14 protein-coding genes are annotated in these 14519 nt (G+C 62.7%); 13 read left to right on the top strand and 1 reads right to left on the bottom strand.

All coding sequences use genetic code 11. The features are described from left to right. Window positions 1-110 precede the first annotated feature (110 nt). A complete protein-coding gene (locus tag DX905_RS01530; protein WP_116089759.1) occupies window positions 111-1331 on the bottom strand; it encodes an NADP-dependent isocitrate dehydrogenase in 1221 nt (406 codons plus the stop codon). Window positions 1332-1430: 99 nt separating this feature from the next. On the opposite strand from DX905_RS01530, the gene DX905_RS01525 reads away from it, so the two are divergent. The 13 genes from DX905_RS01525 (at window position 1431) to fabZ (ending at window position 14510) form a co-directional block, all read left to right on the top strand. Continuing rightward, window positions 1431-2165, top strand: a complete 735-nt coding sequence (locus DX905_RS01525; RefSeq protein ID WP_116089758.1) for a phosphatidylserine decarboxylase — start codon at window positions 1431-1433, stop codon at window positions 2163-2165. Window positions 2166-2223: 58 nt separating this feature from the next. Continuing rightward, window positions 2224-2967: a CDP-alcohol phosphatidyltransferase family protein gene (locus tag DX905_RS01520; protein ID WP_116089757.1), complete on the top strand. Its 744-nt coding sequence runs from the start codon at window positions 2224-2226 to the stop codon at window positions 2965-2967. A 750-nt stretch (window positions 2968-3717) separates the two neighbouring features. After that, window positions 3718-4470 carry a 30S ribosomal protein S2 gene (gene rpsB / locus DX905_RS01510; RefSeq protein ID WP_116089755.1) on the top strand — a complete coding sequence of 251 codons (753 nt, stop codon included), beginning with the start codon at window positions 3718-3720 and terminating at the stop codon, window positions 4468-4470. 98 nt (window positions 4471-4568) lie between these two features. Further along, complete coding sequence (gene tsf / locus DX905_RS01505; RefSeq protein WP_116089754.1) at window positions 4569-5495, top strand: translation elongation factor Ts; 927 nt, start codon at window positions 4569-4571, stop codon at window positions 5493-5495. 94 nt (window positions 5496-5589) lie between these two features. Next, entirely contained in the window at window positions 5590-6315 is a 726-nt protein-coding gene (gene pyrH / locus DX905_RS01500; protein WP_116089753.1) for a UMP kinase, read from the top strand. 4 nt (window positions 6316-6319) lie between these two features. After that, window positions 6320-6877 (top strand): ribosome recycling factor, encoded by a 558-nt coding sequence (frr, locus tag DX905_RS01495; protein ID WP_116089752.1) that lies wholly within the window; start codon window positions 6320-6322, stop codon window positions 6875-6877. A gap of 20 nt (window positions 6878-6897) precedes the next feature. Further along, window positions 6898-7617 (top strand): isoprenyl transferase, encoded by a 720-nt coding sequence (locus DX905_RS01490; RefSeq protein ID WP_116089751.1) that lies wholly within the window; start codon window positions 6898-6900, stop codon window positions 7615-7617. Continuing rightward, window positions 7604-8389, top strand: a complete 786-nt coding sequence (locus DX905_RS01485; RefSeq protein ID WP_116089750.1) for a phosphatidate cytidylyltransferase — start codon at window positions 7604-7606, stop codon at window positions 8387-8389. Before DX905_RS01490 ends, DX905_RS01485 begins: the two co-directional genes overlap by 14 nt. Further along, window positions 8386-9546 (top strand): 1-deoxy-D-xylulose-5-phosphate reductoisomerase, encoded by a 1161-nt coding sequence (locus DX905_RS01480; protein ID WP_116089749.1) that lies wholly within the window; start codon window positions 8386-8388, stop codon window positions 9544-9546. The genes DX905_RS01485 and DX905_RS01480 overlap by 4 nt, the downstream gene beginning before the upstream one ends. Continuing rightward, the gene (rseP, locus tag DX905_RS01475; protein ID WP_116089748.1) at window positions 9543-10676 is read left to right on the top strand and encodes an RIP metalloprotease RseP; all 1134 of its coding nucleotides are present in this window, start codon (window positions 9543-9545) and stop codon (window positions 10674-10676) included. The genes DX905_RS01480 and rseP overlap by 4 nt, the downstream gene beginning before the upstream one ends. An 86-nt stretch (window positions 10677-10762) precedes the next feature. Next, the gene (gene bamA / locus DX905_RS01470) at window positions 10763-13453 is read left to right on the top strand and encodes an outer membrane protein assembly factor BamA (RefSeq protein ID WP_116092240.1); all 2691 of its coding nucleotides are present in this window, start codon (window positions 10763-10765) and stop codon (window positions 13451-13453) included. Then, window positions 13453-14037, top strand: a complete 585-nt coding sequence (locus DX905_RS01465) for an OmpH family outer membrane protein (RefSeq protein ID WP_116089747.1) — start codon at window positions 13453-13455, stop codon at window positions 14035-14037. Before bamA ends, DX905_RS01465 begins: the two co-directional genes overlap by 1 nt. Continuing rightward, window positions 14037-14510 (top strand): 3-hydroxyacyl-ACP dehydratase FabZ, encoded by a 474-nt coding sequence (gene fabZ / locus DX905_RS01460; RefSeq protein ID WP_116089746.1) that lies wholly within the window; start codon window positions 14037-14039, stop codon window positions 14508-14510. The genes DX905_RS01465 and fabZ overlap by 1 nt, the downstream gene beginning before the upstream one ends. Window positions 14511-14519: the final 9 nt, after the last annotated feature.

Below are 14519 nucleotides of genomic sequence, written 5' to 3'. Positions count from 1 at the left end.
CTCAGCCCGTCATGCCGGACTTGTTCCGGCATCCACCCAGCCCCGAACGTGTCGCCCGAGCCCCTGTGGACCCCGGAACAGGTCCGGGGCGACGGCTTGATTGGTCGGGCTTACGCCCAGCTCGCCATCTTCTGCTCCAGGTTGGCGCGAACCGCCTCGAAGAATTGCTCAGTGGTCATCCATGCCTGGTCGGGACCGACCAGCAGGGCCAGATCCTTGGTCATGGCGCCGCCTTCGACAGTCTCGATGCAGACCTTCTCCAGCTCCTCCGCGAAGCGGGTGACGTCGGGCGTGTCGTCGAACTTGCCGCGGAATTTCAGGCCGCCGGTCCACGCGAAGATCGACGCGATCGGGTTGGTCGAGGTCGCCTTGCCCTGCTGATGCTGGCGATAGTGGCGCGTGACGGTGCCGTGCGCGGCCTCGGCCTCGATCGTCTTGCCGTCCGGCGTCATCAGCACCGACGTCATCAGGCCGAGCGAGCCGAAGCCCTGCGCGACCTGATCGGACTGCACGTCGCCGTCGTAATTCTTGCAGGCCCAGACGAACTCACCATGCCACTTGAGCGCGCTGGCGACCATGTCGTCGATCAGGCGGTGTTCGTATACGATGCCAGCATCCTTGAACGAATCCTTGAATTCGCTCTCGAAAACGTCAGCAAAGATATCCTTGAACCGACCGTCATAGGCCTTGAGGATCGTGTTCTTGGTCGAGAGATAGACCGGCCACTTACGGCCCAGGCCATAATTCAGGCTGGCGCGCGCGAAGTCGCGAATCGACTCGTCGAGATTGTACATACCCATCGCCACGCCGGCGCCGGGGAAGTTGAACACCTCTTCCTCGATCACCTGGCCATCCTCACCCTGCCACTTCATGGTGAGCTTGCCCTTGCCGGGGACGAGGAAGTCGGTTGCCTTATATTGATCGCCGAAAGCGTGACGGCCGACCACGATCGGCTTGGTCCAGCCCGGGATCAGGCGCGGAACGTTCTGGATCACGATCGGCTCGCGGAAAACGACGCCGCCAAGGATGTTGCGGATCGTGCCGTTGGGCGACTTCCACATCTTCTTGAGCCCGAATTCCTCGACGCGCTGCTCGTCGGGAGTGATCGTCGCGCACTTCACGCCGACGCCATATTTTTGAATGGCATGCGCGCTGTCGACGGTAACCTGGTCGTTGGTCGCATCGCGATGCTCGATGCTCAGGTCGTAATATTCCAGGTCGATGTCGAGATACGGCTTGATCAGGCGTTCGCGAATCCATTCCCAGATGATCCGCGTCATCTCGTCGCCGTCGATTTCGACGACGGGCGTCTTCACCTTGATCTTCGCCATATCGCAATTCCCGTAATGGAGGTTTGCGCGCCTCCTAGGGCGGGGGCGGGGCGTGCACAAGATTGTCAGGGCGAAAGGGGGCGCCTAGAAAGCGACCTTATGAGCTCCCTTGAAACCCGGCCCGATACGACGCCAAGCGCCCAGTGGCGTTGGCCCTCCGTCCATCCCGAAGGCCGCAAGTTCGCGGTGATAGCGGGCGTGATCACGGCGGGCCTGTTCCTGCTGCACGTGCCGCTGCTTGCCTGGCTGATGGTCGGCGTGACAATTTGGGTTGCCGCCTTCTTCCGCGATCCCATTCGCAGCGTGCCGCAGGGGCTGGGCCTGATCGTCGCGCCGGCCGATGGACTCGTGACCATGATCCAGGAGGTCGAACCCCCGTTTGAATTGGGTGGGGAAGGCGGTCTGCCGCCCGGTCCGTGCATGCGCGTATCGATCTTCATGAGTGTGTTCGACGTGCACATCAATCGTGCGCCGATATCCGGCACGATCGCGCGGGTCGTCTACATCGCCGGCAAATTCCTCAACGCCAGCCTCGACAAGGCCAGTGAGGAGAATGAGCGCCAGCATTTCTTGATGAGCAGTTCAGACGGCACGCTGATCGGCTTCACCCAGATTGCCGGGCTGGTCGCGCGACGCATCGTGCCCTTCGTCAAATCCGGCGACATGGTCGCGGCCGGCCAGCGCGTCGGGCTGATTCGGTTCGGCAGCCGCGTCGATGTCTATCTGCCGGCCGGAACCGCGCCGAAGGTAACGCTCGGCCAGCGATCGATCGCTGGCGAGACCATCCTTGCCCGCATCGGCGACACCGAGCGCGTCACCGGCGTCGCCCAGTGAGCGACGGCACTTGATCCGTCCTCGTGGAACACGGCGCGGCATCCCGCTGCGTGCGGTCATGCCCAATGCCGTTACCGCGCTCGCCTTGTGCTTCGGCCTGACGGGCGTGCGCTTCGCAATCGCCGGGGAATGGGAGAAGGCCGTCGGCGCGATCGTGATCGCAGGTGTATTGGACGGCCTCGATGGGCGGGTCGCGCGCTTGCTCAAGGCGGAAAGCCGGTTCGGGGCGGAGCTCGATTCGCTGTCCGACGTGATCGCCTTTGGTGTCTCGCCGGCGGTCATCCTCTATCTGTGGGCGCTGCAATATATTCCCAAATATGGCTGGGTGGTCGCGCTCGCCCATGCGGTCTGCTGCGCATTGCGGCTGGCGCGGTTCAATTCGCAGATCGATAGCGAATGGCAGCCCCACAAATCCGCAGGCTTCCTGACCGGTGCCCCGGCACCGGCGGGGGCGGCGATGGCGCTGCTGCCGGTGATATTGTGGCTGGCGCTCGGCGATGCCGATCTGCCGCGCCTCCAGGACATATTCGCGCGCAGCTATGTGGTCGCGCCGTGGACCTTGTTCGTGGCCTTCCTGATGATCTCGGATTTCGCGACCTACGGCTGGAGCTCATTCCGCTTGCGGCGCGAGTTCCGCCTGCCGGCCCTGCTTTTGATCGGTCTGATCGGGGCCGCCATGCTGACCGCGCCGTGGGCGACTTTGGCCATAGCGGTCATCCTCTACGCAGTGGCTATCCCGTTTGCGGTGCGAAGCTACGCTCGGGTTAAGCGGCGGCGCGCAGCGGAGCGGACTGCGACCTGACCCGCACGACGCGCGCCCGGCGATCTCCCGGGGGGCGCGCACGAACCGGCGAGGCACTCTCGATAGGGGCATGCAAGCCCAATGCATGCATGATCTTCACCCAGTCATCAGCCAGCACGCCAGCGATTACCGCGATCATGCCTGCGGCGATGAATAGTGAGATCAAGGTCGCAACACTTTGAAGCATCGAACAATCTCCGGCTGGGTTCCGACCGTCCCAAGCGATGGTGCGGAAACAAGGCATTCACGAACCCGTTCCCTATGTTCTTGGTTTGTTCGTATGTCAATGCCTGCCTTGGTGTCGCGAAAGCGGTGGAAGGCGTAAGTGGAGGGCGGTCAAGGTTCGCGCCTGTTCACAGCTATCGAACAAGCCCCAACATTGACATTCGTACGTAGTTAGCGTACGCCGTCGCCTTCGCCGCGCCCATGCGGCTTTCGGCTCTTTCTCAGGTTTGACTTCCTTGGCGAGGTGATGCCGTCATCATTGTCCTCACATTCGCCACGCGCACGTCGGGCGGCCGCACCTGCCCGATTATCAAGTTCGTTTCCGGTGTTTTTTTATTTTACGACTGGGGATGCCGTCCTGCCGCCGCGGCGCACCGCCGCTTCGGACGGGCTGGCAAGACTTGCTTTTTCCGGCCGCCACTCCTAAGTGCCCGCCCATTCCACATGTGGAGCATCCATACCGGTGCCGCGGAGTCATCCACGGTTCCTGCTCCACAGAGGTTCAACCGGGTTAGGAGAATTACCATGGCGGCACGTGCCGTTACCATGCAGCAGCTGCTCGACGCAGGTGCACATTTCGGTCACCAGACGCATCGCTGGAATCCGAAGATGAAGCCTTACATCTTTGGCGATCGCAACGGCGTTCACATCATCGACCTGTCGCAGACCGTGCCGCTGTTCGCGCGCGCGCTTGACTTCATTAGCTCGACCGTCGCCGCGGGCGGCAAGGTGCTGTTCGTCGGCACCAAGCGCCAGGCGCAGGATCCGATCGCGGACGCGGCGCGTCAGTCGGGCCAGCATTTCGTCAACCATCGCTGGCTGGGCGGCATGCTCACCAACTGGAAGACCATTTCGGGTTCGATCAAGCGCTTCAAGAGCCTTGAGGAGCAGCTTTCGGGCGATACGCACGGCCTTACCAAGAAGGAAGTGCTGCAGCTCACCCGCGAGCGCGACAAGCTCGAGCAATCGCTCGGCGGCATCCGCGACATGGGCGGCATTCCGGACGTGATGTTCGTGATCGACGCCAACAAGGAAGAGCTGGCGATCAAGGAAGCCAATACGCTCGGCATTCCGGTCGTCGCGATCCTCGACTCCAATGTCAGCCCCGACGGCATCGCTTTCCCGATCCCGGCCAATGACGACGCTTCGCGCGCCATTCGCCTCTATTGCGATGCGATCGCCGAAGCGGCGACCCGCGGCAACACGCAGGGCCGCCTCTCCTCCGGTGAGGATTTCGGTGCGGCCGAAGCTCCGCCGGCCGAAGAAGCGCTGGCGTAACATTTCCGGTGCATCCGCCCGTGTGGCGGATGTGAACGGGCCGAACGTGCCTCCGCTTCGGCGGGGGCACATTTCTGCATTTTGAAAGGATCAGAACAATGGCGGAGATTACCGCTGCTGCCGTGAAGGACCTGCGCGAGCGCTCGGGTGCCGGCATGATGGATTGCAAGAAGGCGCTGACCGAAAATGGCGGCGACATGGAAGCTGCCATCGATTGGCTGCGTACCAAAGGCCTCGCCACCGCTGCCAAGAAATCGGGCCGCACGGCCGCTGAAGGTCTCGTCGGCGTTGCCGTCGAAGGCAAGAAGGGCGCCGCGGTCGAGGTCAATTCGGAAACGGATTTCGTCGCCAAGAACGAACAGTTCCAGGACTTTGTTCGCACGGTTTCTAAGCTGGCGCTCACGACTGGCGACAGTATCGAGGCGCTCGCCTCGGCCTCCTATCCCGGCGGCGAAGGTTCGGTGCAGGACAAGCTGACTGCCAATATCGCCACGATCGGCGAGAACCAGCAGCTGCGCCGCGCCAAGGTTGTGTCGGTCAACGAGGGCGCGGTCGTGTCCTACGTCCACAACGCTGCCGGCCCCGGCATCGGCAAGATCGGCGTGCTGGTCGCGCTCGAGGGTTCGGCGCCGGTCGACAAGATCGAGGCGCTCGGCAAGAGCCTTGCCATGCATATCGCCGCGGCCAATCCGTTGGCGCTGCACGAAGAGGGCCTCGACGAGGCACTGGTCGAGCGTGAGCGCGCCATTGCGATGGAAAAGGCGGCCGGTTCGGGCAAGCCGCAGAACATCATCGAGAAGATGGTGGAGGGCGCGATCGCCAAGTTCCGTAAGGAAAATGCGCTGACCTCGCAGCTGTTCGTCATGGACAACAAGACCAAGATTGCCGACGTCATCGCGCAGGCAGCCAAGGACGCGGGCGGATCGATCGCGCTGATCGATTATGTCCGCTTCCAGCTTGGCGAGGGCATCGAGAAGGAAGCCAGCGACTTCGCCGCTGAAGTGGCGGCCGCCGCCGGCATCTGACACCGTCATGCTCTTCCCTCGGGAAGGGTTTTCAGGAGCGGCGCGCGCCTCTAAGGTGCGCGCCGTTTCCATGTAAGATCGGGTTCACTCAGGCATGTCGCAGCCTCCGTTCAAACGCATCCTGCTCAAGCTTTCGGGTGAGGTGCTGATGGGCGATGGCGGTCTCGCCATCGATCCCGCCATGACCGCGCGCGTCGCCGGCGAAATCGCGGCAGCGCGTGAGGCCGGCTTCGAACTTTGCGTCGTCGTCGGCGGCGGCAACATCTTCCGTGGCCTCTCGGCGGCGGCCAAGGGGATTGAGCGCGCTACCGCCGACTATATGGGCATGTTGGCGACCGTGATGAACGCGCTGGCCGTGCAGAATGCGCTCGAGCAGATCGGCGTCGAGACCCGGGTTCAGTCGGCCATCCCGATGGCGTCGGTATGTGAGCCCTTCATCCGCCGGCGTGCTGAGCGTCATCTGGAAAAGGGGCGGGTGGTGATCTTCGCCGCAGGCGTCGGCAGCCCGTTCTTCACGACCGATACGGGTGCGGCCTTGCGGGCAGCCGAAATGAAGTGCGATGCTCTGTTCAAAGGCACGTCCGTGGATGGCGTTTACGATGCCGACCCGAAAAAGGTGCCCACCGCAAAACGTTATGAAACAGTCACTTTCGACAAGGTGCTTTCGGATAATCTGAGAGTGATGGACGCGAGCGCGGTGGCGCTTTGCCGCGACAATGCTATTCCGATAGTCGTGTTCAACATCCGCGAGCAGGGCAACCTTGCCCATGTTTTGGCGGGCAACGGGACGGCAACAATCGTCCGCAATTCTGGGGAGTAACGGCATGGCCGCCTACGATAAGGCCGATCTTGAGCGCCGCATGCACGGCGCCGTGGATGCATTGAAGCATGATCTGCAGGGGCTGCGCACCGGCCGCGCCTCGACCAGCCTGCTCGATACGGTGACCGTGGAGGTCTATGGCAGCCACATGCCACTGAACCAGGTGGGGACCGTGACCACGCCCGAATCGCGCATGCTGGCGGTCCAGGTGTGGGACAAGTCCAATGTGGGCCCGGTCGACAAGGCGATCCGTTCGGCGGGCCTTGGCCTGAACCCGATCGTGGACGGCCAGAATCTCCGTATTCCCATTCCCGATCTTACCGAAGAGCGCCGCAAGGAGCTCGCCAAGCTTGCGGGCCAATATGCGGAGAAAGCGCGCATTGCCGTCCGTAATGTGCGACGCGATGGCATGGACAATCTCAAGACCGACGAAAAGAAGGGCGAGATCAGCGAAGACGAGCGCAAACGTCGCGAGAGCGATGTCCAGAAGCTGACCGATACCGTCGTCGCTGAGATCGATGCCGCTGCCGGTGCCAAGGAAAAGGAAATCCTGGGCAAGTGACGGCCGCTCGGGCCTCGCTGATGCCCGGAGGTGGGGATAGCCCTGCGGTGCTGCGCCACATTGCCATCATCATGGATGGCAATGGCCGTTGGGCGAAGAAGCGGATGCTCCCGCGTGTTGAGGGACATCGGGCCGGCATGAAAGCCGTCCGAAAGACCATCAGCGCCGCGGGCGAGCTCGGCATCGAGGCGCTTACCCTTTATGCTTTCTCCTCGGAAAATTGGCGGCGGCCGGCCAACGAGGTCGCCGACCTGATGGGTCTGCTGCGCTTCTATCTGCGGCGCGAACTGGCCGAGCTCGATCGCAACAATGTGCGGCTGGAACTGCTCGGCGACTGGCGCGCATTGGATTCTGACATCGTCGCGGATCTCGACGCCGCCCGGTCGCGCCTGTCGGGGAATAGCGGGCTAATCGTCGCGCTCGCGCTCAATTACGGCGGGCAGGACGAGTTGGTGCGTGCGGTGCGTGCAATCGCCGCCGATGCCAAAGCGGGCATGCTCGATCCGAACGCGATCGATGCTGCTGCGATCGAGCAACGGCTCGACACCGCATCACTGCCGCCGCTCGACTTGATCATTCGCACCTCCGGAGAAGAGCGGCTGTCCAATTTCCTCCTTTGGCAATCGGCTTATGCCGAGCTGTTGTTCGTCGACACGCTGTGGCCCGATTTCGATCGTGCGGCACTGGAAGGCGCGATCGCCGCATTTGGGCGGCGGGAGCGGCGTTATGGCGGGCGCTGACGGCCGATCTTCCGATCTCGGCACACGTGCTGCGATCGGCGCTGCTCTGGCGGCCGGGGCGATCCTCGTCCTGCTATTGGGCGGCTATGTGTTGTGGATGCTGCTGACCGCCGGTGCGGTTCTCGCCCTGGCGGAATGGGCGGGGCTCGTGAAGGCCAGCCGTGTGCGGCTCGGCATTGGGGCGCTGGTGCTTCTGGCGGGGCTGATTTGCGCGTTGCCGATAATATGGGGCACCGATCGCTCGAGCGTGGCGCTGCTGGTTATCGCCGCTTTGCTGATCGCGTTGCTGCCTCGAACGAGCGGGATCGCATTGGGCGCTGCCTATATCGGCACTGCGGCTATCGCTATCCTGTTTTTGCGGGAACAGCCGCACGGCTTCCTGCTGAGCTTGTGGACGCTGGTGATCGTCTGGGCGACCGACATCGGCGCCTATTTTGCCGGCCGCCGGTTCGGCGGTGCCAAGCTCGCCCCGGCCATCAGCCCCAATAAGACCTGGGCCGGGCTAGTAGGCGGCATGCTCGCAGCGGCGATCATCGGTGGTGCAATTGCATGGTTCGGTCACTTGCCGGGACCGGCGTTGTGGCTCGGAGCGCCGCTGGCGGTCGCGGCACAATTGGGCGATTTGCTTGAAAGCTGGATGAAGCGCCGGGTGGACGTCAAGGATTCGGGCAAGATCCTGCCCGGCCATGGCGGCCTGCTTGACCGGATTGACGGCATGTTGCCGGTGGTCATCATCGTCGCCGCGCTTGTTGCCAACGGCAATTTCCGATGACGCGTACGGTCACGATCCTGGGTGCCACCGGCTCGATCGGCACCTCGACCCTCGACCTGATCGAACGCGAGGGCGATCGTTTCGATGTTGTGGCGCTCACCGCGCAACGCGACGTGGAGGGATTGGCTGCGGCGGCACGGCGCACGCGCGCGCACCGCGCGGTCATTGGCGAGGCGCGGCTTTATGGCGCGCTGAAGGAGGCGCTCGCCGGCAGTGACGTTGAGGTCGCAGCCGGGCGGGATGCGATAATCGAGGCGGCGGAACTGCCTGCCGACTGGACCATGGCCGCGATCGTCGGCACCGCGGGCCTCAATCCGGTAATGGCGGCGTTGCGCCGGGGTCGGACGGTGGCGCTTGCCAACAAAGAGTCGCTGGTTCTCGCGGGCGGACTGATGACGCGTGTTGCGCGCGAGGCGGGGACGACCTTGCTGCCCGTCGATTCCGAGCACAATGCGGTCTTTCAATGTTTTCCGCACGACGATCCGACCCGTGTCCGACGCGTCATTCTTACGGCGAGTGGAGGGCCGTTTCGCCAATTCACCCGCGAGGAAATGGCCCGGGTGACGCCGGCGCAGGCGGTCAAACATCCCAATTGGTCGATGGGGGCGAAGATTTCGGTCGATTCGGCCACGCTGATGAATAAGGGGCTCGAGCTGATCGAAGCGCACCATTTGTTCCCAGTCGGGCATGAGCGCCTGTCGGTGCTGATCCATCCGCAATCGGTGGTGCACTCGTTGGTCGAATATCTCGATGGATCGGTGCTGGCACAGCTGGGCCCCGCGGATATGCGCACGCCCATCGCCCACACGCTTGCCTGGCCGGAGCGCATGGCAACACCGTGTACGCCGCTCGACCTCGCCACTGTCGGCCGGCTTGATTTCGAAGAACCGGATTTGGTCCGCTTTCCGGCGCTGGCGCTCGCCTTTCAGGCGTTGCGGGACGGCGGCGCGCGCCCCGGGGTGCTCAACGCCGCCAATGAGGAGGCAGTCGCCGCTTTCCTTGCCGGTCGGATCGGCTTTCTGGACATCGCCTTCATCGTCGAGAAAGTTCTGGCGCGCTATGCACCGCGCGATCCCGAGACGATCGACGATGCTCTGATGATCGATGCAGAGGCGCGCCGATATACGGAAAGCGCACTGGAGCGACAGGCGGCATGAATCCTTTGCTGACGATCCTTATCACTGTCCTGTGCTTCATCGCCGCCATTGGGCCGCTGATTTTCGTGCATGAGCTCGGCCATTATCTGGCGGGCCGCGCCTTCGGGGTCCAGGCGGACATGTTCTCGATCGGGATGGGTCGCGAATTGTTTGGCTGGACCGACAAGCGAGGTACGCGCTGGAAGGTGTCGGCCCTGCCGATCGGCGGCTACGTCAAATTCGCGGGCGATATGGGGCCGGCGAGCACGCCCGATCCAGCGTGGCTGGCGCAACCGCCGGAGCAGCGGGCAAGAACCCTCCAGGGCAGACCGGTCTGGCAGCGTTTTCTCGTCGTGCTTGCCGGGCCGGCAACCAACTTCGTTGCGGCGATCGCGATCTTCACGCTTTATTTCGCTATTACGGGTGTGCCGCAAACCCCCGCCACGATCAGCCAGGTTGCTCCCGGAACTGCAGCGGCGGCGGCAGGGCTGCGCCCGGGCGATCACGTCGTAAGCGTGGCTGGCCGATCGGTCGCCAATTTCGAAGACATGGCGCAGATGATCATGTTGCGGCCAGGCCAGCGCCTCATCCTGGGGATCGAGCGTGGTGGAGCATATCGCGCCGTTCCTGTCACACCCCAGCGCAAGCATGTTTCCGACGGCGCCGGCAACGAAAGCGAGATCGGCCTGCTTGGAGTAGCGTCAGGTCGCTCGGTGCAGACGCGGGTCGGGCCGATTGCCACGGTCGCCGCATCGTTTCGCGAAACCGGGCACATCCTTCAGACGATGATGGATGTCATTGGCCAGATCGTCGGTGGCGAGCGATCGGCCAAGGAATTGGGCGGGCCGCTCAAGATCGCCCAATTTTCCGGACAGGTCGCAACTTTCGGGTGGCTGCCCTTCATCCGCTTCATGGCATTCATTTCGATTAATCTCGGCTTCATCAACCTTCTGCCAATCCCGCTCCTCGATGGCGGCCACCTCTTCTTTTATATCATCGAGGGTGTCCGCCGCCGGCCATTGCCCGCGCAAACTCAGGAGTGGGCATTTCGGTCGGGGCTTGCTTTGTTGCTGGGATTCATGCTGTTCGTGACAGTCAACGATCTCGCTTCCTTCGGCCTTTGGCGGAGGCTTGCTGGCTTGATCGGCTGACCGGGATAGGGCAGGGCGAACAGCGCCGGCCGAGGGCCCTGGCTCAAAGCAAATTGGTTGAAGGGCGGGGTTGCGTGACGGAATTCATGACCAGCGACGGGCGACGTGCATCTGGCCGGCTGGCAAGCGCATTATTGATTGGCACCGTGCTTGCGGGCATGCCGGCAATGGCGCAGGCGCCAGCGTCGGCTCCCGCCAGCACGGCTCCGGCCGCGCCCGCAGCACAGCGTGGATCGGGCGTGATTCACTCGATCAACGTCAGCGGCAATCAGCGGCTCGAGGCCGACACCGTCCGCTCATATATCAAGCTCCGCCCGGGCGATGCTTACACCACCGAATCGCTCGATCAGGCGCTGAAGGATCTCTACGCCTCGGAGCTGTTCGCCGATGTGCAGATAGCGGGCACCGACACGGGCAACATTGTTCTTCAGGTTCGCGAAAATCCGGTGATCAACCGGATCGTGCTCGAGGGCAATAAGCGCATCAAGGAAGACAAGATCCGGCCCGAGATCAAGCTCGCGCCGCGTCAGATATTCACCCGCTCCAAGGCGCGCGCCGACGTCGCGCGCATTATCGAGCTCTACAAGCGCCAGGGGCGCTACGCCGCGACCGTCGAGCCGAAGATGGTACTGCTCGACCAGAACCGCGTCGACGTCGTGTTCGAGATCCACGAAGGCGCCAAGTCGCGCGTCCGCCGCATCAACATCATCGGCAACACCCATTTCAAGGACAGCCGTCTTCGCGCCGAGATGGCGACTAAGACCGCGAGCCTGCTGCACGTCTTTTCGAGCGGTACGAGCTACGATCCCGACCGGCTGGCATATGACCAGCAGAAGATGCGCCAATTCTATCTGACGCAGGGTTATGCTGACTTTCACGTCGTTTCCGCCGTGGCGGAGCTCACGCCCGACAAGCGGGACTTCATTATCACCTACGTCGTCGACGAGGGCGATCGCTACAAGTTCGGCGCGCCCAAGGTTGAGAGCGCCATCCGCGATCTTCGTCCCGAGGCGCTGCAATATCTCGTCAAGATCAAGGCCGGCCAATGGTATAATGCCAAGACGGTCGAGGACACGGTCGATGGCCTGACCGAGACTGCCGGTATTCTCGGCTACGCCTTCGCCGACGTCAGCCCGAAATTCGATCGCGACAAAGACGCGAAGACGATGACGATCACCTTCCAGCTCGCGGATGCACCGCGTGTCTATGTGGAAGCGGTCAATATCAACGGCAATACGATCACGCGCGACAAGGTGGTCCGCCGCGAATTCCGTCTGGCGGAGGGCGATGCGTTCAACGGCTTCCGCGTCAAGCGGTCACGTGATCGCATCCAGAGCCTTGGCTTCTTCCAGGACAAGCTGGAGGTGGAGCAGAAGCAAGGTAGCGCACCGGACCGCGTCGTCCTTGAGACGAACCTCGAGGAGAAATCGACTGGTTCGCTGCAGGTTTCGGCGGGCTATTCGAGCCTGGAAAAGTTTATCGTCAGCGCGCAGATTTCGCAGTCGAACCTGATGGGTAAGGGGCAGGAAGTCCGCGCCGGCGTGGATTATTCAATTTATTCGAAGTCCGTGAACCTGGGCTTCACCGAGCCTTACCTGTTCGATCACAATATCGCGCTCGGCGTCGATGTCTTCCGGCGCGATTACAATTCGTTCGGCTACGAAAACAACGATCGCCGAACGACCTATGATGAATCCACGCTCGGTTTCCAGGTCCGGGCAGGCGTTCCGCTCACCGAATTCTGGACGGTCGCGCTGCGCTACGGGTTGAACAATGACGACGTCACGCTCGACAAGTCGACATTCTATACGGCCTATAATTCGAAGGGTGAGCTCGATCCAACGGGCAAGCTGCATTGCGATCCGCTGCTGGCCGGCCGTTATCTTTGCGATGCGATCGGCAAGCGCACCACCTCTTCGCTCGGCTACAGCCTTGTGTTCGACAATCTCAATGATCGCATTCATCCGACATCCGGCGAACGCTTCTATATCAGCCAGGACATTGCCGGCTTGGGCGGCAGCGTACGCTACATCCGCACCAAGGCGGAGGGCCACAAATACTGGAACATCATCGGCTTCACCGTTTCCGCCAATGCCGAGGCGGGCTATGTCTATTCGCTGGAAAGCCGCAAGGGCCCCGGGGTCGACAAGGTCCGCCTGACCGACCGCTTCTATCTCGGTGAACCTGAATTTGCCGGTTTCGACATTCGCGGCCTCGGCCCGCGCGTGCTGCGCGCGCCTTATGGTGCGGACGGTAAGCCGGTTACGGACCGCAAGCAGATGAGCGACGACGCGCTGGGCGGCCGGGCTTATTATTTCGGTCGATTGGAAGCCCAATTGCCGCTGGGCAACGCCGTTAAGGAGCTCGGTATCCGGCCGTCGATCTTCTTAAACGTCGGATCGGTATTCGGAACGACCAAGCCGGAATTGGCCGACACCGGCGCGGCCGGACAGTTCCGCGAAGTACTCAATGGCGACGGCACGCGTCTGTGCGTCGATGCCATTCCGACCGACACCAACACGCTGCCTTCCGTATCCATCCCGTTCGACAGCCAGAAGAATAATTGCCCGAGTGGGCTGACGCCGTCGGGGACCAATATTCCAGGCTTTCAGGAGATGTTCCTCGGTGATACTTGGAAGCCACGTGTCTCGGTCGGCATCGGCGTGAATTGGAATTCGCCGTTCGGTCCGTTCCGCATCGATATGGCCAAGGCTCTCGTCAAGCGCCGTGGCGATGATACCAAGCTGTTTACATTCAACGTAGGGACTCAATTCTGATGAAGACTTTCCTTAAGCTGTCGGCGGCCGCCGCGCTGCTCGCCGCCACCGCCGCTCCCGCGTTCGCCGCGGGCAGTGTGCTGACCGTCGACTTCAACCGCGTGTTCAATGAATCTGCTGCTGCGAAGAGCGGCAACACGCAGCTTCACGCGAAGTATGACACGCAGCTGCAGCAGCGGAACACCGCATTCACCACCGCCGCGCAGAGCTATCAGACGCAGGTCAATGCGATCCGTGCCGCTGCCAAGCCGGGCGTTCAGCCGGCACAGGCCGCCGTCACCGCCGCCAACCAGGCCGGTGAGCGTGCCCAGGCGGCGCAGGATGCGCTCAACCAGCTGGATCAGGAAGTGCAGACGGTCGGTCGTTTCGTCCAGTCGCAGATCGTCGACAAGGTCGGGCCGATTGCCGAGCAGATCCGCGTCGAGCGCAAGGCCGATGTCGTCGTGCCGAAGGGCTCCGTGCTGGCCTCCGATCCTGCGGGCGACGTCACTGCGCTCGTGCTTCAGCGGCTTGACGCATCTTTCCCCAACCCGAGCATCACCCTGCCGCAGCAGGCGGCGCCGGCAACCGGTCCTGGCCGTTAATGGCTGAAGAGGCGGCAGTGCTCGGCCCGCTCCATATCGGGCGGGTGATGGCGGCGCTGCCGCATCGTTACCCGATGCTGCTGGTCGACCGGGTCGAGGAACTCGTAGTCGATCAGCGCATCGCCGCGATCAAGGCCGTCACAATCAATGAAAGCTTCTTTCAGGGCCATTTCCCTGGGAGGCCTATCATGCCTGGCGTGCTGATCGTCGAGGCGCTGGCGCAGGCCGCCGGCGTCCTCGCGGTCGAAAGCCTCGGTTTGGCCGGATCGGGCAAGCTCGTCTACTTCATGGCGATCGATGAGGCCAAATTCCGGGCGCCAGTGGAACCGGGCGTATTGCTGCGGCTCGAAGTCGAATTCGTTCAGAAGCGTGCCAGCGTGTGCAAATTCGCCGGGCGGGCGCTGATCGAGGGCAAGGTGGTGGCGCAGGCCAATTTCACCGCGATGATCGCCGATCCGCCAAAGGCCGGTTAAGCCTTTCAT

The organism is Sphingomonas crusticola, assembly GCF_003391115.1.
Lineage (GTDB): Bacteria > Pseudomonadota > Alphaproteobacteria > Sphingomonadales > Sphingomonadaceae > Sphingomonas_I > Sphingomonas_I crusticola.
The sequence above is the reverse complement of the archived record's forward strand: the minus strand, read 5'-3'. Positions and strand labels throughout refer to the sequence as shown.

Excerpts from the sequence above, each read along its gene's own strand:
- DX905_RS01480 (WP_116089749.1), top strand. The coding sequence starts at position 8,386 with ATGACGCGTACGGTCACGATCCTGGGTGCCACCGGCTCGATCGGCACC.
- DX905_RS01520 (WP_116089757.1), top strand. The coding sequence starts at position 2,224 with ATGCCCAATGCCGTTACCGCGCTCGCCTTGTGCTTCGGCCTGACGGGC.
- pyrH (WP_116089753.1), top strand. The coding sequence starts at position 5,590 with ATGTCGCAGCCTCCGTTCAAACGCATCCTGCTCAAGCTTTCGGGTGAG.
- rpsB (WP_116089755.1), top strand. The coding sequence starts at position 3,718 with ATGGCGGCACGTGCCGTTACCATGCAGCAGCTGCTCGACGCAGGTGCA.
- DX905_RS01490 (WP_116089751.1), top strand. The coding sequence starts at position 6,898 with ATGCCCGGAGGTGGGGATAGCCCTGCGGTGCTGCGCCACATTGCCATC.
- DX905_RS01525 (WP_116089758.1), top strand. The coding sequence starts at position 1,431 with ATGAGCTCCCTTGAAACCCGGCCCGATACGACGCCAAGCGCCCAGTGG.
- rseP (WP_116089748.1), top strand. The coding sequence starts at position 9,543 with ATGAATCCTTTGCTGACGATCCTTATCACTGTCCTGTGCTTCATCGCC.
- DX905_RS01465 (WP_116089747.1), top strand. The coding sequence starts at position 13,453 with ATGAAGACTTTCCTTAAGCTGTCGGCGGCCGCCGCGCTGCTCGCCGCC.
- fabZ (WP_116089746.1), top strand. The coding sequence starts at position 14,037 with ATGGCTGAAGAGGCGGCAGTGCTCGGCCCGCTCCATATCGGGCGGGTG.
- bamA (WP_116092240.1), top strand. The coding sequence starts at position 10,763 with ATGACCAGCGACGGGCGACGTGCATCTGGCCGGCTGGCAAGCGCATTA.
- frr (WP_116089752.1), top strand. The coding sequence starts at position 6,320 with ATGGCCGCCTACGATAAGGCCGATCTTGAGCGCCGCATGCACGGCGCC.
- tsf (WP_116089754.1), top strand. The coding sequence starts at position 4,569 with ATGGCGGAGATTACCGCTGCTGCCGTGAAGGACCTGCGCGAGCGCTCG.
- DX905_RS01530 (WP_116089759.1), bottom strand. The coding sequence starts at position 1,331 with ATGGCGAAGATCAAGGTGAAGACGCCCGTCGTCGAAATCGACGGCGAC.
- DX905_RS01485 (WP_116089750.1), top strand. The coding sequence starts at position 7,604 with ATGGCGGGCGCTGACGGCCGATCTTCCGATCTCGGCACACGTGCTGCG.